Annotated in this window: 16 protein-coding genes; 7 read left to right on the top strand and 9 right to left on the bottom strand. The window is 73.7% G+C overall.

Annotation, left to right across the window (positions count from 1 at the left end):
- Nucleotides 1-206: 206 nt before the first annotated feature.
- The 3 genes from OG802_RS29820 (at nt 207) to OG802_RS29810 (ending at nt 4,205) form a co-directional block, all read left to right on the top strand.
- Nucleotides 207-956: an enoyl-CoA hydratase/isomerase family protein gene (locus OG802_RS29820; protein ID WP_329415431.1), complete on the top strand. Its 750-nt coding sequence runs from the start codon at nt 207-209 to the stop codon at nt 954-956.
- Between the two features lie 129 nt (nt 957-1,085).
- Nucleotides 1,086-3,542 (top strand): Tex family protein, encoded by a 2,457-nt coding sequence (locus OG802_RS29815; protein WP_329415429.1) that lies wholly within the window; start codon nt 1,086-1,088, stop codon nt 3,540-3,542.
- A 72-nt stretch (nt 3,543-3,614) separates the two neighbouring features.
- Complete coding sequence (locus OG802_RS29810; protein ID WP_329415427.1) at nt 3,615-4,205, top strand: putative glycolipid-binding domain-containing protein; 591 nt, start codon at nt 3,615-3,617, stop codon at nt 4,203-4,205.
- Here OG802_RS29810 and OG802_RS29805 read toward each other — a convergent pair.
- Nucleotides 4,202-5,842, bottom strand: coding sequence for an ABC-F family ATP-binding cassette domain-containing protein (locus OG802_RS29805; protein ID WP_329415426.1), 1,641 nt, complete (start codon nt 5,840-5,842; stop codon nt 4,202-4,204). The two genes, OG802_RS29810 and OG802_RS29805, sit on opposite strands and share 4 nt — an antisense overlap.
- Before the next feature lie 94 nt (nt 5,843-5,936).
- On the opposite strand from OG802_RS29805, the gene OG802_RS29800 reads away from it, so the two are divergent.
- On the top strand, nt 5,937-6,893 hold the full coding sequence (locus tag OG802_RS29800) for an FAD-dependent oxidoreductase (RefSeq protein ID WP_329415424.1): 957 nt from the start codon (nt 5,937-5,939) through the stop codon (nt 6,891-6,893).
- Nucleotides 6,894-7,014: 121 nt separating this feature from the next.
- Here the strand turns inward: OG802_RS29800 and OG802_RS29795 are convergent, their stop codons facing one another.
- Entirely contained in the window at nt 7,015-8,964 is a 1,950-nt protein-coding gene (locus tag OG802_RS29795) for a Xaa-Pro dipeptidyl-peptidase (RefSeq protein WP_329415422.1), read from the bottom strand.
- Nucleotides 8,965-9,183: 219 nt separating this feature from the next.
- Between OG802_RS29795 and OG802_RS29790 the strand changes: the two genes are divergently transcribed.
- Complete coding sequence (locus tag OG802_RS29790; protein WP_329415421.1) at nt 9,184-10,677, top strand: M1 family metallopeptidase; 1,494 nt, start codon at nt 9,184-9,186, stop codon at nt 10,675-10,677.
- Between the two features lie 28 nt (nt 10,678-10,705).
- Here the strand turns inward: OG802_RS29790 and OG802_RS29785 are convergent, their stop codons facing one another.
- The 3 genes from OG802_RS29785 to OG802_RS29775 all read right to left on the bottom strand — a co-directional run bounded on the left by OG802_RS29785 (nt 10,706) and on the right by OG802_RS29775 (nt 13,817).
- Nucleotides 10,706-11,629: an adenosine kinase gene (locus tag OG802_RS29785; RefSeq protein WP_329415420.1), complete on the bottom strand. Its 924-nt coding sequence runs from the start codon at nt 11,627-11,629 to the stop codon at nt 10,706-10,708.
- Between the two features lie 5 nt (nt 11,630-11,634).
- Nucleotides 11,635-12,258: a hypothetical protein gene (locus OG802_RS29780; protein ID WP_329415417.1), complete on the bottom strand. Its 624-nt coding sequence runs from the start codon at nt 12,256-12,258 to the stop codon at nt 11,635-11,637.
- Between the two features lie 92 nt (nt 12,259-12,350).
- Nucleotides 12,351-13,817 (bottom strand): amino acid permease, encoded by a 1,467-nt coding sequence (locus OG802_RS29775; RefSeq protein WP_329415416.1) that lies wholly within the window; start codon nt 13,815-13,817, stop codon nt 12,351-12,353.
- 232 nt (nt 13,818-14,049) lie between these two features.
- Here OG802_RS29775 and OG802_RS29770 point away from each other — a divergent pair, with 232 nt between their 5' ends.
- The gene (locus OG802_RS29770) at nt 14,050-14,763 is read left to right on the top strand and encodes a MerR family transcriptional regulator (protein ID WP_329415414.1); all 714 of its coding nucleotides are present in this window, start codon (nt 14,050-14,052) and stop codon (nt 14,761-14,763) included.
- A gap of 13 nt (nt 14,764-14,776) precedes the next feature.
- On the opposite strand, the gene OG802_RS29765 is transcribed toward OG802_RS29770, so the two are convergent.
- The 3 genes from OG802_RS29765 to OG802_RS29755 are packed head-to-tail and all read right to left on the bottom strand — an operon-like array spanning nt 14,777 to nt 19,435.
- Nucleotides 14,777-16,954 carry a 3-hydroxyacyl-CoA dehydrogenase NAD-binding domain-containing protein gene (locus OG802_RS29765; protein ID WP_329415411.1) on the bottom strand — a complete coding sequence of 726 codons (2,178 nt, stop codon included), beginning with the start codon at nt 16,952-16,954 and terminating at the stop codon, nt 14,777-14,779.
- Nucleotides 16,955-16,996: 42 nt separating this feature from the next.
- Nucleotides 16,997-18,211, bottom strand: coding sequence for an acetyl-CoA C-acetyltransferase (locus OG802_RS29760; RefSeq protein ID WP_329415410.1), 1,215 nt, complete (start codon nt 18,209-18,211; stop codon nt 16,997-16,999).
- Between the two features lie 3 nt (nt 18,212-18,214).
- Nucleotides 18,215-19,435 (bottom strand): CaiB/BaiF CoA transferase family protein, encoded by a 1,221-nt coding sequence (locus tag OG802_RS29755; RefSeq protein WP_329415409.1) that lies wholly within the window; start codon nt 19,433-19,435, stop codon nt 18,215-18,217.
- Between the two features lie 183 nt (nt 19,436-19,618).
- On the opposite strand from OG802_RS29755, the gene OG802_RS29750 reads away from it, so the two are divergent.
- Nucleotides 19,619-20,791: a saccharopine dehydrogenase family protein gene (locus tag OG802_RS29750; RefSeq protein ID WP_329415407.1), complete on the top strand. Its 1,173-nt coding sequence runs from the start codon at nt 19,619-19,621 to the stop codon at nt 20,789-20,791.
- A gap of 66 nt (nt 20,792-20,857) precedes the next feature.
- On the opposite strand, the gene mmpA is transcribed toward OG802_RS29750, so the two are convergent.
- Nucleotides 20,858-21,004 (bottom strand): morphogenic membrane protein MmpA, encoded by a 147-nt coding sequence (gene mmpA / locus OG802_RS29745; RefSeq protein ID WP_329415405.1) that lies wholly within the window; start codon nt 21,002-21,004, stop codon nt 20,858-20,860.
- Between the last annotated feature and the right edge of the window lie 355 nt (nt 21,005-21,359).

Raw genomic sequence — 21,359 nt, 5'->3', positions numbered from 1 at the left:
TCCGACCCCATCAGAAGGACACCGTCGGGCGCAGGACCGTTTCTGTCCCCTCCGCGCCGCCTTCGCGCACTCTTCGGGTTGTACGGGTTCGACGACGCCGCTCCTCCCTTTCGGCCGCTTCGCCCCCGGCTTCGCCCGGCCCGCGCCGACGGCCCGGCGCGGACCGCCTCGACCCGGCGGGAGGGCGGGTGGTTAGCATCCCGGACATGGAGCCCGAACTGCTGCACGGCGTCACCGACCAGGTCGCCACCGTCGTCCTGCACCATCCCGCGAAACGCAACGCCATGACGGCCGCGATGTGGGCGGCGCTGCCCCCGCTCCTGGACACCCTGGCCGCCGACCCCGGCGTACGGGCGCTGGTGCTGACCGGCGCGGGCGGCACCTTCTGCGCCGGCGCCGACATCAGCACGCTCCAGGGCTCGCCGCAGGAGGCCCAGACGCTGGCCGTGCGCGCCGAGGACGCCCTCGCCGCGTTCCCCAAGCCGACGCTCGCGGCCGTCCGCGGGCACTGCGTCGGCGGCGGCGCCCAGCTGGCCGCCGCGTGCGACCTGCGGTTCGCCGAACAGGACGCGCTGTTCGGGGTGACGCCCGCGAAGCTCGGGATCGTCTACCCGTCCTCCGCCACCCGGCGGCTGGTGTCCCTGGTGGGACCGGCCACCGCCAAGTACCTCCTGTTCTCCGGCGAGTTGATCGACGCGGAGCGGGCGTTGCGCACCGGACTGGTCGACGAGGTGCTGCCCGCCGACGAACTCGACGACCGCGTCGCGGAGTTCACGCGCGTGCTGGTGTCGCGCTCGCAGCTGACGCAGGCCGCCGCCAAGGAGTTCGCCGACGGACGCACCGACCGGGACGCCCACTGGAGCGCCCAGGCCCGCGGCAACGGCGACACCGCGGAGGGCGTCGCCGCGTTCCTGGAGCGCCGGGAGCCGCGCTTCGCCTGGTCCCCGACGGGCTGAACCGGCCCGCCGGAGCGCGGCCGCCGCGTGGGCGGACCCCCGACCCGGCGGCCGCGCCCTGATCCCCGGATGTCGGCGCCACCTGCCACAATTGCCGCGCAACCTCAGTGGAGAAGGCGGTACGGGATCGTGACGACACCCGGGTCCATCGAATCAGGGTCCATCGAAAGCAGGATCGCCGAAGAACTCGGCGTACGGGAACGGCAGGTCAAGGCCGCCGTGGAGCTGCTCGACGGCGGCTCGACGGTGCCCTTCATCGCCCGCTACCGCAAGGAAGCGACCGAGATGCTCGACGACGCGCAGCTGCGCGCGCTCGAGGAGCGGCTGCGCTATCTGCGCGAACTGGAGGAGCGGCGGTCGGCGATCCTGGAGTCGGTGCGCGAGCAGGGCAAGCTCACCGACGCGCTGGAGGCGCAGATCCGGGGCGCCGAGACCAAGGCGCGCCTGGAGGACGTCTACCTGCCGTACAAGCCCAAGCGGCGCACCAAGGCGCAGATCGCGCGGGAGGCGGGCCTCGAACCGCTCGCGCAGGGCCTGCTCGGCGACCCTGCGGTCGATCCGCTCGCGGCGGCCGCCGCGTTCGTCGACGCCGGCAAGGGCGTCGCCGACGCGCAGGCGGCGCTGGACGGCGCGCGGGCGATCCTGACCGAGCGGTTCTCGGAGGACGCCGACCTGATCGGCGAGCTGCGCGAGCGCATGTGGACCCGCGGGCGGCTGGCCGCCAAGGTCCGCGAGGGCAAGGAGGAGGCGGGCGCGAAGTTCGCCGACTACTTCGACTTCGCCGAGCCGTTCACCGCCCTGCCCTCCCACCGGGTCCTGGCCATGCTGCGCGGCGAGAAGGAGGAGGTCCTCGACCTCGTCCTGGAGCCGGAGGAGCCCTCCGAGCAGCCCGGCCCGTCCTCCTACGAGGGCATCGTCGCCGCCCGGTTCGGCATCGCCGACCGCGGCCGCCCGGGCGACAAGTGGCTCACCGACACCGTGCGCTGGGCCTGGCGCACCCGCATCCTCGTGCACCTCGGCCTCGACGTGCGGCTGCGGCTGCGGACGGCCGCCGAGGACGAGGCAGTGAACGTCTTCGCCGCCAACCTGCGCGACCTGCTGCTCGCCGCCCCGGCCGGCACGCGCGCGACGCTGGGCCTGGACCCCGGCTTCCGCACGGGCGTGAAGGTCGCCGTCGTCGACGCGACCGGCAAGGTCGTCGCCACCGACGTGATCCATCCGCACGTCCCGGCGAACAGGTGGGACGAGGCGATCGCCAAGCTGGCGCGGCTGGCGAAGGAGCACGCGGTCGACCTGGTCGCCATCGGCAACGGCACCGCGTCCCGCGAGACCGACCGGCTCGCCGCCGAGCTGATCGCCAGGCACCCGGACCTGCGGCTCACCAAGGTGATGGTGTCGGAGGCCGGCGCCTCCGTGTACTCGGCCTCCGCGTTCGCCTCGCAGGAGCTGCCGGACATGGACGTCTCGCTGCGCGGCGCCGTCTCGATCGCGCGCCGGCTCCAGGACCCGCTGGCCGAGCTGGTGAAGATCGACCCGAAGTCGATCGGCGTCGGCCAGTACCAGCACGACCTGTCCGAGGTGAAGCTGTCGCGTTCGCTGGACGCGGTGGTGGAGGACTGCGTGAACGGCGTGGGCGTCGACGTCAACACGGCCTCCGCGCCGCTGCTCGCCCGGGTCTCCGGCATCACCTCCGGGCTCGCGGAGAACATCGTGGCGCACCGGGACGCCAACGGGCCGTTCACGTCCCGCACGGAGCTGAAGAAGGTGCCGCGGCTCGGCCCCAAGGCCTACGAGCAGTGCGCGGGCTTCCTGCGCATCCGCGGCGGCTCCGACCCGCTGGACGCCTCCAGCGTGCACCCGGAGGCCTACCCGGTGGTGCGCCGCATGGTGAAGACGGCCGGGCAGGAGGTGGCGTCGCTGGTGGGCAACACGGCGGTGCTGCGCTCGCTGCGGCCGACGGACTTCGTCGACGAGACGTTCGGTCTGCCGACCGTCACCGACATCCTCAAGGAGCTGGAGAAGCCCGGACGCGACCCGCGGCCGGCGTTCAAGACCGCGGTCTTCAAGGACGGCGTGGAGAAGATCTCCGACCTGGCCCCCGGGATGGTGCTGGAGGGCGTCGTCACCAACGTGGCGGCCTTCGGCGCGTTCATCGACGTCGGCGTCCACCAGGACGGCCTGGCGCACGTCTCCGCCCTGTCGAAGACGTTCGTCAAGGATCCGCGCGAGGTCGTCAAGCCGGGTGACATCGTCAAGGTGAAGGTCCTCGACGTGGACATCCCGCGCAAGCGGATCTCCCTGACGCTCCGCCTGGACGACGAGGCGGCCGCCCCCGGCGAGCAGGGCCGGGCCTCCGGCGGCGGACGGCAGCAGCGCGAAGGCGGCGGGGGCCGTCCGCCCCAGCAGCGCCGGCGGCCGCAGCAGGCCGGCGGACAGCGCGGCGGCGGACAGCAGGGCGGCGGACAGCAGGCCGGCGGACAGCGCGGCGGCGGCTCACGGCAGGCCGCCGCGCCGCCGGCGAACAGCGCGATGGCCGACGCCCTGCGCAAGGCGGGCCTGCTCGACCCGAAGAAGGGCCGCGGCTGAGCACGCGATGACAGGACGGCCCGGCCCCCCGGCGCACACGCCGGGGGGCCGGGCCGCTCGTACAGTGACGGTATGCGAGCTTCGCGGGTCCTCAGTTGGAGCGTGTCGGCGAGCGGCGGGTACGAGACCGCGTGGAGCGAGACGGACGACGGCGCGCTGCGGGCGCGCGGGCGGGCCGTCGGCACGACGCCGCGGCCGTACTGGGTGTCCTACGAACTCGACACCGCGGACGGCTTCGTGACGCGCCGTCTGCGGGTCACCGTCGAGACGGCCGAACGCACCCGCTCCCTCGACCTGCGCCGCGACGGACGGGGCGGCTGGAGCGCCGACGGGGAGCGTCTGCCCGGCTTCGGGGCGGCCGTCGACTGCGATCTCGGCCTGTGCCCGCTCACCAACACCATGCCGGTGCTGCGGCACGGGCTGCACCGGCGTCCGGGCGAACGCCGGTTCCTGATGGCCTGGGTGTCGGTGCCCGCGCTGACCGTGCGGCCGTCCTGGCAGACGTACACGCACCTCGGCGCGCACGCGCGGGGCGGTGCCCTGGTGCGCTTCGCGTCCGGCGGCTTCCGCAGCGACATCGCCTTCGACCCGGACGGATACGTCCTCGACTACCCCGGCCTGGCGACCCGGCTCCTCCCCCGCGAGCCGGGGGAGAATCCCTAGCGCTCGGTGACCGTGCCGCCGGCGACCTCCAGCCGGCGCGTGACGTGGACGGCGTCCAGCATCCGCCGGTCGTGGGTGACCAGCAGCAGCGTGCCCTCGTAGGCGTCGAGGGCGGACTCCAGCTGTTCGATGGCCGGCAGGTCGAGATGGTTCGTCGGCTCGTCGAGGACGAGGAGGTTGACGCCCCGGCCCTGGAGCAGCGCGAGGGCGGCGCGGGTGCGTTCGCCGGGCGACAGGGTGACCGCCGGGCGCATGACGTGCTCCGACTTCAGGCCGAACTTGGCCAGCAGGGTGCGCACCTCGGCCGGCTCGGTGTCGGGGACGGCGGCGCGGAACGCGTCCAGCAGCGCCTCCGGGCCGTGGAACGAGCGCCGCGCCTGGTCGACCTCGCCGACCAGGACGCCCGAGCCCACGGCCGCGTGTCCGGCGTCCAGCGGGATCCGGCCGAGGAGCGCGCCGAGCAGGGTCGACTTGCCCGCGCCGTTCGCGCCGGTCACCGCGACCCGGTCGGCCCAGTCGATCTGGAGCGTCACCGGCCCGAACCGGAAGTCGCCGCGCCGCACCTGCGCGTCGCGCAGGGTGGCCACGACCGCGCCGGAGCGCGGAGCGGCCGCGATCTCCATGCGCAGCTCCCACTCCTTGCGCGGCTCGTCGACGACCTCCAGGCGCTCGATCATGCGCTGCGTCTGCCGGGCCTTCGCCGCCTGCTTCTCGCTGGCCTCGCTGCGGAACTTGCGGCCGATCTTGTCGTTGTCGTTGGACGCCTTGCGGCGCGCGTTCTTGACGCCCTTGTCCATCCAGGAGCGCTGGGTCTGCGCGCGCTCCTGCAACGAGGTCTTCTTGTCGGCGTACTCCTCGTAGTCCTCGCGGGCGTGCCTGCGGGCCACGTCGCGCTCCTCCAGGTAGGCGTCGTAGCCGCCGCCGTAGAGGTTGATCTGCTGTTGGGCGAGGTCGAGTTCGAGGACCTTGGTGACCGTGCGGGTGAGGAACTCGCGGTCGTGGCTGACGACGACCGTGCCGGCGCGCAGGCCGGTCACGAAGCGTTCGAGGCGCTCCAGTCCGTCGAGGTCGAGGTCGTTGGTCGGCTCGTCGAGGAGGAAGACGTCGTAGCGGGACAGCAGGAGGGAGGCCAGGCCCGCGCGGGCGGCCTGACCGCCGGACAGCGAGGTCATCGGCTGGTCGAGGTCCACGCCCAGGCCGAGCGAGTCCGCCACCTCCTCGGCCCGCTCGTCGAGGTCGGCGCCGCCGAGGCCGAGCCAGCGCTCCAGGCTCGTCGCGTAGGCGTCGTCGGCGCCGGGAGCGCCGTCGACCAGGGCCTGGGTGGCCTCGTCCATCGTGCGCTGGGCGTCGGCGACGCCGGTGCGGCGCGCGAGGAACTCCCGCACGCTCTCGCCGGGCCGGCGTTCGGGCTCCTGCGGCAGATGGCCGACGGACGCGGTCGGCGGGGACAGGCGCAGCTCGCCCTCCTCCGGCGCGGTGAGACCGGCGAGCAGCGAGAGCAGGGTGGACTTGCCCGCGCCGTTGGCTCCGACCAGCCCGATCACGTCTCCGGGGGCGACGACGAGGTCGAGCCCGGAGAAGAGGGAGCGGTCGCCGTGCCCGGCGGCGAGGTTCTTGGCGACGAGGGTGGCAGTCATCAGACGGTAGATCCTAGTCGGCGTGCGCCGCCCCCGGCCTCCGGGGCTTCCCCCGGCCGCCGCGGCCCGGGGCCGGGCCGGTTACCGTCGCCGCGTGGACATTCAGGAGAACGGGATCGTCGTCGTCGGGAGCGGGGTCGTCGGGCTGGCCACGGCCGTCGTCCTGGCCGAGCGCGGGCTGCGGGTGCGGGTGTGGACGCGGGACCCCGCCGAGCGGACCACGTCCGCCGTCGCGGGCGCGCTGTGGTGGCCGTACCACATTGAACCCAAGACGGCGGCCCGCGCGTGGGCGCTGCGGTCGCTGGAGGTGTACCGGGAGCTGGCCGAGCGGCCCGGTGAGACCGGGGTGCGGCTGGTCGAGGGAGCCATGGGCGGCACGGACCCGGCGGCCGTCGAGGGCTGGGCGGCCGGCCGGCTGCCCGGGCTGCGCCGGGCCACCGCCCTGGAGCACCCGGCCCGCGACGCCGTGTGGGCGCGGCTGCCGCTGATCGACATGGCGGTCCATCTGCCGTGGCTGCGGGCGCGGCTGCTGCGGGCGGGCGGCACGGTCGAGGAGCGCACCGTGCGGGATCTGGCGGCGGTGGACGCGGCGGTCGTCGTCAACTGCACCGGGCTCGGCGCCCGCGAGCTGGTCGGCGACACGTCACTGCGGCCGGTGCGCGGACAGCTCGTCGTGGTGGAGAACCCGGGGGTGGACACCTGGCTCGTGTCGGCCACCGCGGCCGGGGAGCCGACCTACCTCTTCCCGCAGCCGGGACGGCTCCTGCTGGGCGGCACGTCCGAGGACGGCGTCGGCTCCCTGGAACCGGATCCCGCCCGGGCGGAGGCGATCGTGCGGCGGTGCGCGGAGCTGCGGCCCGAAGTGGCGGGGGCGCGGATCCTGGAGCACCGGGTGGGTCTGCGGCCGGTCCGGCCCGCCGTACGGCTGGAGCGGGAGGCTCTCGCGGACGGGCGCACGGTCGTCCACCACTACGGGCACGGCGGAGCCGGGGTGACCGTCGCCTGGGGCTGCGCCGAGGAGGCGGCCGCGCTGGCAGCCGCCTCCTGCTGACCCGTCACGGGCGCGGGTCCCGCCGCGGGGCGCCGCGGGCAGGGGCACTCGGCCCGGCGGTCATCGCCCCGGTCCGCCATCAGCCCGGCCGGCATCGGCCCGGCCGGATCGGGGCCGCCCGTCAGGGGATGCGTAGCCCGTGCTTCGGGGCGCCTCCGCCCGCCGGTGGGGCGGGGTGCGAGGGGGCGGTGGTCGGGTGTGTGCCGGTGGTCGCGGCGGCGAACGCCTTCGCGCCGCCGACGAACGGGACCCGGGCCGAGGTGCGGGACAGGTCCACGGTGAGCGTCGGGGTGTCGGCGGGCGGGTCGATGAGGTCCTTGTCGGTGCCCGCCACGATCAGCGCGAGGCGGTGGCCGGCCGGGACGACGTGGTCGGTGGCCGCGAGGCCGAGGGTGATCGTGTACGCCCGTCCCGGGGTGAGCGGCACGCCCCTGCCGGGGTCGGCGTAGGTGCCGAGGTCGGCCCAGCCCCGGCTGACGACGGTGGCGCCCACGTCGGCCGTCCTGGCCTTCGTCTCCTTGAAGCAGGCGCTGTCGCCCTCGGTGCTCTCGCCCCAGCAGGTGCGGTCGGTGAGCGTCGTGATGCCCTCACCGCTCGCCGCGTAGTCCCGGACGGTGTCGGGGCCGAGGTCGACGAGGACGGCGCTCAGGTGGGCCGTCGCCGTGGTGGGCGTGGCGGTGACGGTGACCTCGGAGGAGCCGGCCAGCCGCAGCGGGCGGGTGAGGGCGCCGGTGACGAAGCCGGCCTTGTCCGGGGTCGGCGTGTCGATCCGTGCGGCCCAGTCGGTCTCGTCGTGCCGCGGGTCGTCGGTGAAGGCCGCGCTGCCCGTGCCCGCGCGCAGGCCGAGGGTTCCCACGCCGGGCAGTTCACCGGCGGCCGGGCGCAGGGTCGCGGTCCGGGTGCCGTGCGGCGGCCACGCCGTCGAGGTGACCCACTGGTCGGGGTGGCGTTCCACGTCGGCCATGGGCTCGCGGTCGACGCCGTTGTCGTAGCCGAGGAGTTCGTGGTCGAACCAGCGGTGCAGGGTGTCGACCCAGGCGGCGCGGCGGAAGTCGAAGGGGTCGACGTGGCCCGTCTGGGAGAGCCAGATCTTGCGGTGCACGCCGTTCTTCGCGAGGGCGTCCCACCACCGTCCGACGTGCTTGGTGCGGACGTTGAGGTCCTGCATCCCGTGGACGAGGAAGACGCTGGCCCTCACCTTGCGCGCGTCCTTGACGTAGTCGCGCTCGGTCCACAGCGGCGTCCGGTCGCCGGTGCGCGGGGCTTCGTCGACGAGGCGGCGCTGCACGGCTGCGCACCGGGTGCGCGCGCCGGCGGAGGTGACGTAGTCGGCGAGGGCGTCGGGGCCGGAGTCGTACAGCGGCGCGCCCTGGGAGAAGTAGTAGTCGTACCAGGAGGAGATGGCGCTGATCGGGACGATCGTGCGCAGGCCCCGGACGCCGGTGGCGGCGACGGCGTTGGCGATGGTGCCGTCCCAGCTCTTGCCGATCATGCCGGTCGCCCCGTCGGTCCAGCTCGCCCTGACGGCCTTGCCCCCGGTGCGGGCGGTGTAGGCCCTGGCACGTCCGTTGAGCCAGTCGACGACGGCCTTGGCGGACCGCACCTCGAAGCGGCCTCCCACGTCCTCGCAGCCGTCGGAGCGGCCGGTGCCGGCCAGGTCGACGCCGACGACGGCGTAGCCGCGCGGGACGAAGTAGTTGTCGTAGAACAGCGGCATCCGGACGATGTTCCCGGCCGCGTCGTACGTCTTGAGCTGCCCCTCGTTGCCCCGCCCGCAGCAGGAGTAGTAGGGGCTCGCGTCCATGATGACGGGCACCTTGCGGCCCCGCGCGGCGGGTTCGCGGGGGCGGACGATGTCCGCGGCGACCCGGTCCGTGCGGCCGTCGCCGTCGGCGTCGAGCCCGGTGTCGACCCAGACGGCTTCGCGTACGGCGTTCGCGTAGGAGTAGACGGGCCGGCTCTCGCGTGGGGAGCCGTGGGCCGCCGCCGGGGTGAGGAAGGCGGCCACCAGGAGGGTGATGACGGCGGTCGCGAGCGGTCTCCAGGTCGTGAAGCGCATGCGTGTCGGCATGCGCGGGACGGTACTCGCGTCAACTCCCGTGCAGAAGGGGGCACATGACGCCCGTCGAGGGCCGGGGGGACCGGGGTGGCCGGAACCCGTCCGTGCGGGCCGGTTCCCGTGTGACGGCCGAATGGCAATCGTGTGACGGGGGTGGCGATGGGCAGGTCCTGGGGCACGGGAGTTCCTAGGCTCCCGGAAGACCTCCCGCCCCCACGACTTGGAGCTTTCGTGCAGCGCAGCATCCTCGCGCCCGGCGCACTGGCCGCCGCGTCCCTCCTGCTGGCGATCCCGGCGTCGGCCGCGGACTCCTCCCCCGGCGCCCCCGGCATCGGCGACCCCTACTACCCGGCCTACGGCAACGGCGGCTACGACGTCTCCCACTACGACCTGCGGCTGAAGTACCAGCCCGCCACGGACGAGTTGGAGGGGACGGCGACCCTCCTCGCGACGACCACGCAGGATCTGTCGCGCTTCGACCTGGACTTCCTGCTCGACGTCAGCGAGGTGCGGGTCGACGGCGTGCGGGCGGAGTTCGCCACGTCGGGCGAGCACGAGCTGCAGATCACGCCGAGGAAGGCCCTGCCCAAGGGCGCCGCGATGACCGTCGTGGTGCGCTACAAGGGCATCCCCTCGTCGAAGCAGGCGTACGGCTTCACCAGCTGGCACCGCACCCCGGACGGCGGGGTCGGCGCGAACGAGCCCGAGTCGGCCTGGTGGTGGTTCCCCGGCAACGACCACCCGCTCGACAAGGCCACCTTCGACGTGTCGGTCCAGGTGCCGGACGGCACCCAGGCCGTCTCCAACGGCACACTCCGGTCCACGAGTTCACGGGCCGGCTGGACCCGCTACAACTGGCGCTCGGCCAAGCCGCAGGCCACCTATCTCGCCACGCTCGCGGTCGGCCGGTTCGACATCACGACCGGCACGACCGAGAGCGGCATCCCGGTCGTCAACGCCTACAGCACGGCTCTGGGCGACGACGCGGGCGCGGCGCGGGCGAGCGTCGAGCGGACCGGGGAGATCGCCGACTGGCTCAGCGGCTTCTTCGGTCCGTACCCCTTCGAGGCGCTCGGCGGATACGTGCCGGACACGACCACCGGCTACGCGCTGGAGACGCAGACCCGGCCCTACTACAGCCCGCGGCAGTTCGCGTCCGGCTCGAACACCTCCGTGGTGGTGCACGAGCTGGCCCACCAGTGGTACGGGGACTTCGTGTCCGTGGCGGGCTGGAAGGACATCTGGCTGAACGAGGGCTTCGCGCGGTACGCGCAGTGGCTGTGGTCCGAGCACGAGGACGAGGGCACCGCGCAGGAGCTGGCCGACTACGTCTACGCCTCGCACCCGGCCGGCGACGCGTTCTGGACGGTGCGGCCGGGCGATCCGGGCCCGGAGAACCAGTTCGACGCCGCCGTGTACGACCGGGGCGCGCTGGCCGTGCAGGCGCTGCGCAACGCGATCGGCGACGACGCCTTCTTCACCGTCCTCAAGGGCTGGCCCCGGCAGCACGCGTACGGCAACGCGACCGTCGCCGACTTCCGGCAGTACGCCGAGCGGGTCTCCGGCAAGCGGCTGGACGCGCTGTTCGACGCCTGGCTCTTCCAGCCGGTCAAGCCCCAGGCGCCCGCGGCGCGCACCGCGTCGACCGCGCTGCCTGCGGCCGTGCCCGCGGCGCCGAGGTCCTGGAAGAAGATCGCCGCGACGAACGGCGTCCACACCCGCTGAGCCCGGCCCTCCGACCCGGCCGTTCCCCTTAGGCGGCGGCCGCCGCCAGGAGTGCGGATCGCGACAGGGCGGTGCTCTGCGTGGCCGGGACCGTGCAGGCGTACGCCCCCGCCAGGGCGCCGAACTCGGCGCACCGGCGGGGCGGTTCGCCGCTGAGACGGCCGAAGAGGAAGGCGGACGCGAAGGCGTCGCCCGCGCCGTTGGAGTCGACCACCGGCGCGGGCGGGGTGACGGCGGGTATGTGGGTCAGCTCGCCGTCGGCCAGCAGATACGCCCCCTCCGCGCCGGCCGTGGCGACGACCGCCTCGGCCCGGCCGCGCTCGGCGATCGCGCGCATGGTCGCGTGCGGGTCGCGCAGCGCGGTGACGGAGACGAAGACGACGTCCGCCGCGTGGGCGAAGGGCTCGTGGTAGGGGTTCTCGCCGTCCCAGTTGTGCAGGTCGGTGGAGATGCCCACGCCCGCCTCGCGGAGCACGGGGAGGGCGTCGGCGCAGGGATGGGTGATGGACACGTGCGCGTGGCGGCTCACCGCGGCCAGGGCGCGCAGCGTGGCCTCGGGGAAGCGGTCGTCCGGGCGGCCGCGGCTGTTGTCGTACAGGGAGAGCCGCCGCCCGTCCGGGCTCACCAGGTTGACCGCCCGCTTGGTGCCGGCGGGCTGCGGGAGCGCGGTGAGGGCGATGCCCCGGTCCCGGTGGAGGGCGCGCACGAGGTCGCCCTCGGGGTCGTCGCCGAGGAAGTCAAGGTGGTGGGTGCGCAGGCCGAGGGCGGACAGGCCCAGGGCGACGAAGTCACCGGTCTGCCCGGCGCGGGCGCGGATACCGCTGTCGATCATGTAGCTGTCGGCGTAGGGCAGCGGCAGCTCCGGCACGTACACGATGGTGTCCACGCCGGCCCCGCCCAGGACCAGGACGTCGACGTCCTTCTCGGCGTCCCCGTCGATCTCCGCGCGCATGTGCGTCATCCCTCCCCGTGGTCGTACACCGTCACCGCGACGCCCCGCGCCGCGAGCCGCCCGGTGACGAGCGGCTCGACCCGGCACCACTCGCCCCCGGCCAGGCCGCAGCCTATCCGTGGCATGTGCACCGACGCGTGCAGGTCCAGGGCATGGTGGGCGAGGGACTGTCGTTTGGATCGGCGTGCAGAGTGTCGGCGGGGCTTGTCGATGCCGGTGAGCGGGGGCTGGTGCGCGCGGTTGCAAGGCGGAGGAGGGCGTCGACGCGGAGCGTCGGCAACCGACGACAACGCCGCAGACGTGCGTGCCGGCCCTCGCGTCTGCGCGGTGATCCGAACGACAGGCCCTGAACGTGCCAGGGCCGCGTCGATGGCGTCGTAGCGCACGGGGACGCCGTTGCCTCCCCTGCGGACCCCGTGCTGGCCGACCATGTTGGCGACCCACACGTCCCGCTCCACCTGGACGGTCTGGAGCGCGCCCAGGCCGAAGTCGTTGGACGCGCGGCCCCGGTGCCAGGCGCGGTAGGCCGCCTCGGGTTCGGGCCAGCGCCTCGACAGGGCCAGGACGAACCCCTTGCCCCAGCCCCCGCTGTCGTTGCAGACGTGGGCGATCACCTTGACGCCCTTCACCGTCGCAACGGTGGCGTCACCCCGGACCTACGCGATCTCCGACATGACGCCACCGTAGGCGGTGCCACTGACATCGCCTCGGTGGCCCGGAACTACTTCGTCAGGTCGGTGAGTTCGGCGTCCGTCGCCCTGGACACGCGGTCGCGGACCGCGAACCAGCCGGCGACGAGCGCGGCCGCGACGAGCGGGATCAGCAGCAGCGTCCTGCGGCCGACCTCGGGGTCGTTCCACATCAGGCCGAGGACGGCGACCAGGAAGACGATCGTGACGCTCTCCGTGACCGGGCTGCCCGGCAGGCGGAAGGAGGGCCGCCGCACCAGCCCGGCCCGCGCGCGGCGGACGAAGACGAGGTGGCAGACCATGATGATCACCCAGGTGCTGATGATGCCGAGGGAGGCGATGTTCAGCACGATCTCGAAGGCCTGGCTGGGCACGAGGAAGTTCAGGGCGACGCCGAGGACGCACACCGCGCAGGTCAGCAGGATGCCGCCGTAGGGGACCTGGCTGCGGTTCATGCGGGCGGTGAACCGGGGCGCCGAGCCCGCCATGGCCATGGAGCGCAGGATGCGGCCGGTGGAGTACAGGCCGGAGTTCAGGGAGGACATGGCGGCCGTCAGGACCACGAGGTTCATCACGTCGCCCGCACCGGAGACGCCGACCTTCGACAGGACGGTGACGAAGGGGCTCTCGTCGGCCGAGTAGAGCGAGCCGGGCAGCAGCAGGGCGAGCAGGACGACCGAGCCCACGTAGAACAGGCCGACGCGCCACATGATGGAGTTCACCGCGCGCGGGACCACCTTCTCCGGCTCGGCGGTCTCGCCCGCGGCGACGCCGACCAGTTCCAGCGCCGCGTAGGCGAAGATCACGCCCTGCATGACGAGGACGACGGGCATGGCGCCGTGCGGGAGGAGGCCGCCGTGGTCCGTGATCACGCCGGGGCCGGGCGTCTGGCCGCCCACCTCGTGCCTGGTGGCGAGCAGGAAGATGCCGACGCACATGAAGGCGACGAGGGTGGCGACCTTGACGATCGCGAACCAGAACTCCATCTCGCCGAAGATCTTCACCGAGATCAGGTTCACCGCCAGCACCACCGTGAGCGCGACGAGCGCGAGCACCCACTGGGGGATGCTCGTGAACATGCTCCAGTAGTGCGTGTACAGCGCGATCGCGGTGATGTCGGCGATGCCGGTCGTGGACCAGTTCAGGAAGTACATCCAGCCGGCGACGTACGCCCCCTTCTCGCCGAGGAACTCGCGCGCGTACGACACGAAGGAGCCCGAGGAGGGCCGGTACAGGACCAGCTCGCCGAGGGCGCGGACCACGAAGAAGGCGAAGACGCCGCAGACCAGATAGGCGAGCGCGAGAGCCGGGCCCGCGCTGTGCAGGCGTCCTCCCGCGCCCAGGAAGAGGCCGGTGCCGATGGCGCCGCCGATGGCGATCATGTTGACGTGGCGGTGCTTGAGGTCCTTGCTGTAGCCGGCGTCGCCCGCGTCCGCGGGTGTCGCGGCCGCCCCGGGGCGGGTGGCGACGTCGGCCGTGCGCACGCTGTCCTTGCTCACGGGTGGTTCCACTCTCTGGTGCGCCCGGGCCTGGTACGCCCGGGTTTCCGTACGGTCGTGGCCCGCGGCCCCCGGACAGGGGCACAGACCAGCACCGCACCTTCCCAGGACGCCGGGCGACCATGCGGTGGCCGACGTCACACGGCGTCGCTTCTCACAGGACCCTCACCGCTGCTCCGCACTCCCCCGCCCCGGGTTTCACAGCACCGGTGTCACAGCGATACTGCTGCACATGACGATCGAGACCGAGGAGCCGGCCCTCACGGTCGACGAGCTGGCCGCGCGGGCGGGGGTCACGGTGCGGACCGTGCGCTTCTACTCCACCAAGGGGCTGCTGCCGCCGCCGGTCATCGGCGCGCGCCGGGTGGGCCGCTACGGCTCCGGGCATCTCGCCCGTCTCGCGCTGATCGAGGAGTTGCGCGAGCAGGGACTGACCCTGGCGGCGATCGAGCGGTACCTGGACCGGCTGCCGCCCGGTCTCGACGCCCGTGACCTCGCCGTGCACCGGGCCGTGGTGGCGTCCTGGGCGCCGGACGCGGTGGAGACGGTGTCACGGCAGGAGCTGGAGCGCAGGGCGGGGCGTGCGCTCGCCGAGGAGGACGTGGACCGCCTCGTCGCGATGAACGTCGTACGCCGCGAGGAGGACGGGTACGGGGTCGACCCCGGCCTGCTGCGCCTCGGCGTGCGGCTCCTGGACGTGCCGCTGTCGCAGGAGTCGATCCGCGCCGCGCGCACCGTCCTCCTCGACCACGCGCGCGCGGCGGCCCACGAGCTGTCGCGGCTGCTGCGCGAGGAGGTGCCCGAGCGCGACGCGCGGGCGGTGCGCTCACTGTCGGCGCACATGCAGCCCCTGGTCGTGCAGGCCCTGCTGACGGCGTTCCAGCGCTCGCTCACCGAGGAGCTGCGGGAGTGGCTCGGGGAGCCGCCGTCCGACGGCTCCCCCTGACACTGCCGGTGGTTCAGCGCGCGTCGATGAACGTCTCACCGTTCTCCGCCTTGGCCACCAGCAGCGCGGGCGGGGTGAAGCGGTCGCCGTAGCGCTCGGCGAGTTCCCGCGCGCGTGCCACGAAGCCGGGGAGCCCGCCCTCGTAGCCGTTGACGTACTGGAGGACGCCGCCGGTCCAGCCGGGGAAGCCGATGCCGAACAGGGAGCCGATGTTGGCGTCGGCGACCGAGGTCAGGACGCCTTCCTCCAAGAGCCTGACGGTGTCGAGGGCCTCGGAGAACAGCATGCGCTCCTGCATGTCCTCGAACGGGATCGCGGCGTCCGCGCGCGTGAAGTGCTCGCGCAGCCCCGGCCACAGTCCGGCCCTCTTGCCGTCCTCGGTGTACTCGTAGAAGCCCGCTCCCCCGCTGCGTCCGGGGCGCCCGAACTCGTCGACCATGCGGTCGACGACGGCCTCGGCGGGGTGCGCGACCCAGGTCCCGCCGGCCTCCTCGACGGCCCGCCTCGACTCCCGGCGGATCTTCTGCGGCAGGGTGAGTGTCAACTCGTCCATCAGGGAGAGCACCTTGGCCGGGTAGCCGGCCTGCGCGGCCGCCTGTTCCACGGAGGCGGGCTCGATGCCCTCGCCGACCATGGCGACGCCCTCGTTGATGAAGTGGCCGATCACCCGGGAGGTGAAGAAGCCGCGCGAGTCGTTGACGACGATCGGGGTCTTTTTGATCTGCCGGACCAGGTCGAAGGCGCGCGCGAGCGCCTCGTCGCCGGTGCGGGCGCCCTTGATGATCTCGACGAGGGGCATCTTGTCGACGGGCGAGAAGAAGTGCAGGCCGACGAAGTCGCCCTGACGCTCGACGCCCTCGGCCAGCGCGGTGATGGGCAGCGTGGAGGTGTTGGAGCACAGCAGGGCGTCGGGGGCCACGACGTGCTCGATCTCCTGGAAGACCTTGTGCTTGAGGGCGGTGTCCTCGAAGACGGCCTCGATGACCGCGTCGCAGCCGGCCAGGTCGGCGGGGTCCGCGGTGGGAGTGATGCGGGCGAGCAGCGCCTCGGCCTTCTCGCGGGTGGTGCGGCCCCGGGCGACGGCCTTGTCGCAGAGCTTCTCGGAGTAGCCCTTGCCCTTGACGGCGGCCTCCAGGGAGACGTCCTTCAGGACGACGTCGATGCCGGCGCGGGCGCACGCGTAGGCGATGCCCGCGCCCATCATGCCGGCGCCCAGGACTGCGGCCCTGCGGACCGTGCGGGGCTCGACGCCCTTGGGGCGGCTCACGCCGGAGTTGACGGACTGGAGGTCGAAGAAGAACGCCTGGATCATGTTCTTCGACGTCTGTCCGGCGGCCAGCTCGACGAAGTAGCGGGCCTCGATGACCTGCGCGGTGTCGAAGTCGACCTGGGCGCCCTCGACGGCCGCGGCGAGGATGGCGCGCGGCGCCGGGTAGGGGGCGCCGTTGGTCTCCTTGCGCAGACTGGCCGGGAAGGCGGGCAGGTTGGCGGCGAAGCGCGGGTTCGACGGGGTGCCGCCGGGGATGCGGTGGCCCGGCTCGTCCCAGGGCTGCCGCGACTCGGGGTGGGCGTCGACGAACGCGCGGGCCTTGGCGAGCATGTCCTCGTGCGTCGCGGCGACCTCGTGGATGAGGCCGTTCTCCAGGGCCTGGCGGGGGCTGTACTGGTTGCCCTTGAGGAGGACCTTGAGCAGGGCGTCGGTGATGCCCAGCAGGCGCACGGTGCGCACGACGCCGCCGCCTCCGGGCAGGAGGCCCAGGGTGACCTCGGGGCAGCCGATCTTCGAGCCGGGGGCGTCCAGGGCGACCCGGTGGTGGCAGGCGAGGGCGAGCTCGAAGCCACCGCCGAGGGCCGCGCCGTTCAGGGCGGCGACGACGGGCTTGCCGAGGGTCTCGATGCGGCGGAGGTGGCGCTTGATCTCCAGTCCGCCCTCGAAGAGCTCGCGGGCGGTGTCGGGGGTGACGCGGATCAGGTCGCGCAGGTCGCCGCCGGCGAAGAAGGTCTTCTTGGCGGAGGTGAGGATGACGCCCCGGACGGAGTCCTTCTCGGCCTCCAGCCGGTCGGCGACGGCGGCGAGGGAGGCGCGGAAGGCCGCGTTCATGGTGTTCGCGGACTGGTCGGGGTCGTCGAGGACGAGGGTGACGAGGCCGGTGCGGTCCTGTTCCCAGCGGATGGCGGTGCTCTGTGTCATGAGGGGGTCTCCGGAGAAGTCGGCGGGGTTGCGCTGGGATGGTCAGAGGCGTTCGACGACGGTGGCGATGCCCATGCCGCCGCCGACGCAGAGGGTGGCCAGGCCGTAGCGCTTGTCCTGGCGTTCCAGCTCGTCGACGAGGGTGCCGAGGATCATCGCGCCGGTGGCGCCGAGGGGGTGGCCCAGCGCGATCGCCCCGCCGTTGACGTTCACCTTGTCCAGGGAGAGGCCCATGTCCCTGACGAAGCGCAGGACGACGGCCGCGAACGCCTCGTTGATCTCGACGAGGTCGATGTCGTCGATGGTCAGGCCCCCCTTCGCCAGGGCCTTGCGGGTGGCGGGCGCGGGACCGGTGAGCATGATCGTCGGCTCGGAGCCGGAGACGGCCGCGGAGACGATCCGCGCGCGGGGGGTGAGCCCGTAACGCTCGCCGACCTCCTTGCTGCCGACGGCGACCAGGGACGCGCCGTCGACGATGCCGGAGGAGTTGCCCGCGTGGTGGACGTGGTCGATCTTCTCCACCCAGTGGTACTTCTGGAGCGCCACCGCGTCGAAGCCGCCCAGTTCGCCGATGTCGGCGAAGGACGGCTTGAGCTTGCCGAGGGAGTCGGCGGTGGTGCCGGGGCGCGGGTGCTCGTCGTGGTCGAGGACGACCAGGCCGGCGCGGTCCTTCACCGGGACGACCGAGCGGTCGAAGCGCCCTTCCTTCCAGGCCGTCGCCGCCCGCTCCTGCGACAGGGCCGCGTACTCGTCGACGTCCCGGCGGGAGAAGCCCTCGATGGTGGCGATGAGGTCGGCGCCGATGCCCTGCGGCACGAAGTTCACGGCCAGGTTGGTCATGGGGTCGTTGAACCAGGCGCCGCCGTCCGAGGCCATCGGCACCCGGGACATCGACTCCACGCCGCCCGCGAGGACCAGGTCCTCCCAGCCCGAACGGACCTTCATCGCGGCCAGGTTGACCGCTTCCAGGCCCGAGGCGCAGAAGCGGTTCTCCTGCACGCCCGCCACGGTGTCCGGCAGGCCGGCCGCGAGGGCGGCGATGCGCGCGATGTCGGAGCCCTGGTCGCCCACGGGTCCGACCACGCCGAGCACGATGTCGTCGACGGCGGCCGGGTCGAGGCCGGGGAAGCGGTCGCGGAGCTCGTGGATGAGGCCGACGACGAGGTCGATGGGCTTCGTGCCGTGCAGGGCGCCGTTCGCCTTGCCGCGTCCGCGCGGGGTGCGGATCGCGTCGTACACGTACGCTTCGGTGCTCACAGGTCAGGCCTTTCGGGAGGGTGGGCCGGCCGGGCGGGGTCGGCCGCCCGGGGACGCGGTGTTCGGGGACGCGGTGTTCGGGAAGGGCTGCTCGGGGTCCGTCACGAGCCCCGGGGCGTCCCAGTCGCGGGCGATCTCGCGGGTGTGGGCGCCGGGCAGGGCCGGCCCGGTGCGGACGGCCGTGGGCGTCGCGGAGAACCGGGGCGCGGGGGCCGGCTGGGTGATGCCGCCGTGGTCGGTGAAGGTGCCCCGGGCCGCGAGGTGCGGGTGGTGCGGGGCCTCGCGCAGCGACAGCACGGGCGCCACGCAGGCGTCGGAGCCGTCGAAGACGGCCGTCCACTCGTCGCGGGTGCGGGCCCGGAAACGGGCGGCGACGGCCTCGCGCAGCTCGCCCCAGCGCGTCCAGTCCCTGCGGGCGTCGCGGACGTCCCCGAGACCCAGCAGGCCGACGAACTCGTCGTAGAACTGCGGCTCCAGCGCGCCGACCGCCATGTGGCCGCCGTCGGCGGTCTCGTACGTCCCGTAGTACGGGCAGCCGCCGTCGAGGAGGTTGGCGCCGCGCCGGTCCTGCCAGCCGCCGGCCGCGAGCATGCCGTGGATCATCGCGGAGAGGTGGGCGACGCCGTCGACGATGGCCGCGTCGACGACCTGGCCGGCGCCGCTCTCGCGCGCGTGGTGCAGGGCCGCGAGGACGCCGACCACGAGGTACAGGGAGCCGCCCGCGTAGTCGCCGAGCAGGTTGGCGGGAACGGGCGGCGGCTGGCCGGGGGCGCCGATCATGCCGAGGGCGCCGGTGAGGGCGATGTAGGACACGTCGTGGCCCGCGCGCTGGGCGAGCGGGCCCTGCTGGCCCCAGCCGGTCATCCGGCCGTAGACCAGTCGGGGGTTGCGGGCGTGGCAGTCGGCGGGTCCGACGCCCAGGCGCTCGGCCACGCCCGGCCGGTTGCCCTCGATGAGGACGTCGGCGCGGGAGGCGAGGTCCAGGACGCGCGCGGGGCCGTCCGGCGCCTTCAGGTCGACGATCACCGAGCGCTTGTTGCGGTTGGTGACGTCCAGGGCCGGGTCGATGGCGAGGGAGGCTCCGCCGGGGCGGTCCACGCGGACGACGTCGGCGCCCAGGTCGGCCAGCAGCATGCCGGCGAAGGGGCCGGGGCCGATCCCGGCGAGCTCCACCACGCGCACGCCCGTCAGCGGGCCCTGCCCGGCCGTCCGTGCCGTCGTCATCCAGCCCCCTTGCTGTGACACAACCGATGTAACACCAGTGATGCTATGAACGCGGCGGAGCGGACACAAGAGCAGACCGAGCAAGCGCTTGGACACTTTGGGGACACCTGCCGTCGGGCTCCGCACTCCTCACGCTAGCCTCAGCCACCGACAGCGGCGCGGGCTGCACGGCAAAGGGGTGTCATGAGCAGGCTGAAAAGGTCGGACCGTCCGTACGACATCGTGCTCTTCGGGGCCACCGGCTTCGTCGGGACGCTCACCGCGGAGTACCTCGCCGCGCACGCGCCCTCCGACGTCCGCTGGGCGGTCGCCGGACGGGACGAGACGAAACTGCGGCGGCTGCGCGAACGGCTCGGCGTGGACGTCGGGGTGCTGCGGGCGGACGTCTCGGACCCGGCGTCACTGCGCGCCCTCGCGGAACACGCGCGCGTGGTGGCCACGACCGTGGGCCCCTACGTGCGCTACGGCGAGGAACTGGTGGCCGCCTGCGCGGACACCGGCGCCGACTACCTCGACCTCACCGGCGAGCCGGAGTTCGTGGACCTGATGTACGTGCGGCACGACGCACGCGCGCGGGAGACCGGAGCCCGGCTGCTCCACGCGTGCGGCTTCGACTCGGTCCCGCACGACCTCGGCGCGTACTTCACCGTTCGCCAGCTGCCCGAGGGCGTGCCGCTGACGGTGGACGGCTTCGTGACCGCCGACGCCTCCTTCTCGGGCGGCACCTTCGCCTCCGCGCTCGGCCAGTTCGCGCGCGGCCGGCAGATGGCGGCCGCCGCACGGGACCGGCGACGCCACGAACCGCGGCTGGTGGGCCGGCGGGCCACCGCACCGGTGGGCGCGCCCCGGTTCGCCCCCGAGGTCGGCGCCTGGGCCCTGCCGCTGCCGACCGTCGACCCGCAGATCGTGCTCCGGTCGGCGCGGGCGCTCCCGCGCTACGGCCCCGACTTCCGCTACCGCCACTACGCGGCGGTGCGACGGCTCCCGGTCGCCGTGGGCGGCGTCGCGGCCGTGGGCGCGCTGGCCGCCGCGGCCCAGCTGCCGCCGGCCCGGCGCTGGCTGTCCGGCCGGCTCAAGCCGGGCGAGGGGCCGAGCGCGCAGAAGCGGGCGCGCAGCTGGTTCTCGGTCCGCTTCGTCGGCGAGGGCGGGGGCCGCCGGGTGTACACCGAGGTCGCGGGCGGCGACCCCGGCTACGACGAGACGGCGAAGATGTTCGCCGAGGCCGCGCTGGCCCTGGCCTGCGACGCCCTCCCGCCGACCGCGGGACAGATCACCACCGCGGTGGCGATGGGCGACGCGCTGACCGAGCGGCTGACCCGGGCGGGCATCCGCTTCCGCGTCGTCGCACGCCGCTGAGAGGCCCCGCGCCCACCGCGCTCCCGGCGCCTCCCCGGCGCCCTCGTCGCTCGCTTCGTGGGCGTCTCAGAGCGGCCACTGGACGAGGGTGTAGATCATGCCGCCGATCCAGCCGAGCCCGGCCAGGACGGCGAGGACGAGAGCGGCGTTCACGGCACGCTCGACCGGTCGGGCCGGGTCGGCGAAGGGCTTCGGGGCGCGATGCGTGGTCATGCGGCCCAGCCTGCCGATCGCACGGGCGTGCGGGCATCCGTACGGGTACTCAGACGCCGTACTCAGATGCCGCACGCCGCGTGCGGACGGCTCGGACGAGGGCTCTGCCGCATCTCTGACGAATCTCTGACGAGGGCTCGGATCCACGGGCCGTTCGGCGTCCGGGCGTCCGGTGTCCGGCGTCCGTGGGATTTCTGCCGGACGGCGCCGCGGCACAGTCCGGCACTGCTCCCCTGTCGTGCGTCGGCGGCCCCTCGCCCTCATCCCCCGTTTGAGACTTCTTCCGCGTCACGTCCGGCGAACCCGCCTCGAAGTCCCCACAAGCACTTCAATGAAACGATTGAAGCAGCCGACC

The sequence above is a fragment of the Streptomyces sp. NBC_00704 genome, from assembly GCF_036226605.1.
In the GTDB taxonomy this organism is placed as follows: Bacteria; Actinomycetota; Actinomycetes; order Streptomycetales; family Streptomycetaceae; genus Streptomyces.
Note: the sequence above shows the minus strand (reverse complement) of the source record. Positions and strands in the feature narration are given on the sequence as shown.

Excerpts from the sequence above, each read along its gene's own strand:
- OG802_RS29820 (WP_329415431.1), top strand. The coding sequence starts at position 207 with ATGGAGCCCGAACTGCTGCACGGCGTCACCGACCAGGTCGCCACCGTC.
- OG802_RS29805 (WP_329415426.1), bottom strand. The coding sequence starts at position 5,842 with ATGACTGCCACCCTCGTCGCCAAGAACCTCGCCGCCGGGCACGGCGAC.
- OG802_RS29810 (WP_329415427.1), top strand. The coding sequence starts at position 3,615 with ATGCGAGCTTCGCGGGTCCTCAGTTGGAGCGTGTCGGCGAGCGGCGGG.
- mmpA (WP_329415405.1), bottom strand. The coding sequence starts at position 21,004 with ATGACCACGCATCGCGCCCCGAAGCCCTTCGCCGACCCGGCCCGACCG.
- OG802_RS29750 (WP_329415407.1), top strand. The coding sequence starts at position 19,619 with ATGAGCAGGCTGAAAAGGTCGGACCGTCCGTACGACATCGTGCTCTTC.
- OG802_RS29795 (WP_329415422.1), bottom strand. The coding sequence starts at position 8,964 with ATGCCGACACGCATGCGCTTCACGACCTGGAGACCGCTCGCGACCGCC.
- OG802_RS29765 (WP_329415411.1), bottom strand. The coding sequence starts at position 16,954 with ATGACACAGAGCACCGCCATCCGCTGGGAACAGGACCGCACCGGCCTC.
- OG802_RS29785 (WP_329415420.1), bottom strand. The coding sequence starts at position 11,629 with ATGCGCGCGGAGATCGACGGGGACGCCGAGAAGGACGTCGACGTCCTG.
- OG802_RS29755 (WP_329415409.1), bottom strand. The coding sequence starts at position 19,435 with ATGACGACGGCACGGACGGCCGGGCAGGGCCCGCTGACGGGCGTGCGC.
- OG802_RS29770 (WP_329415414.1), top strand. The coding sequence starts at position 14,050 with ATGACGATCGAGACCGAGGAGCCGGCCCTCACGGTCGACGAGCTGGCC.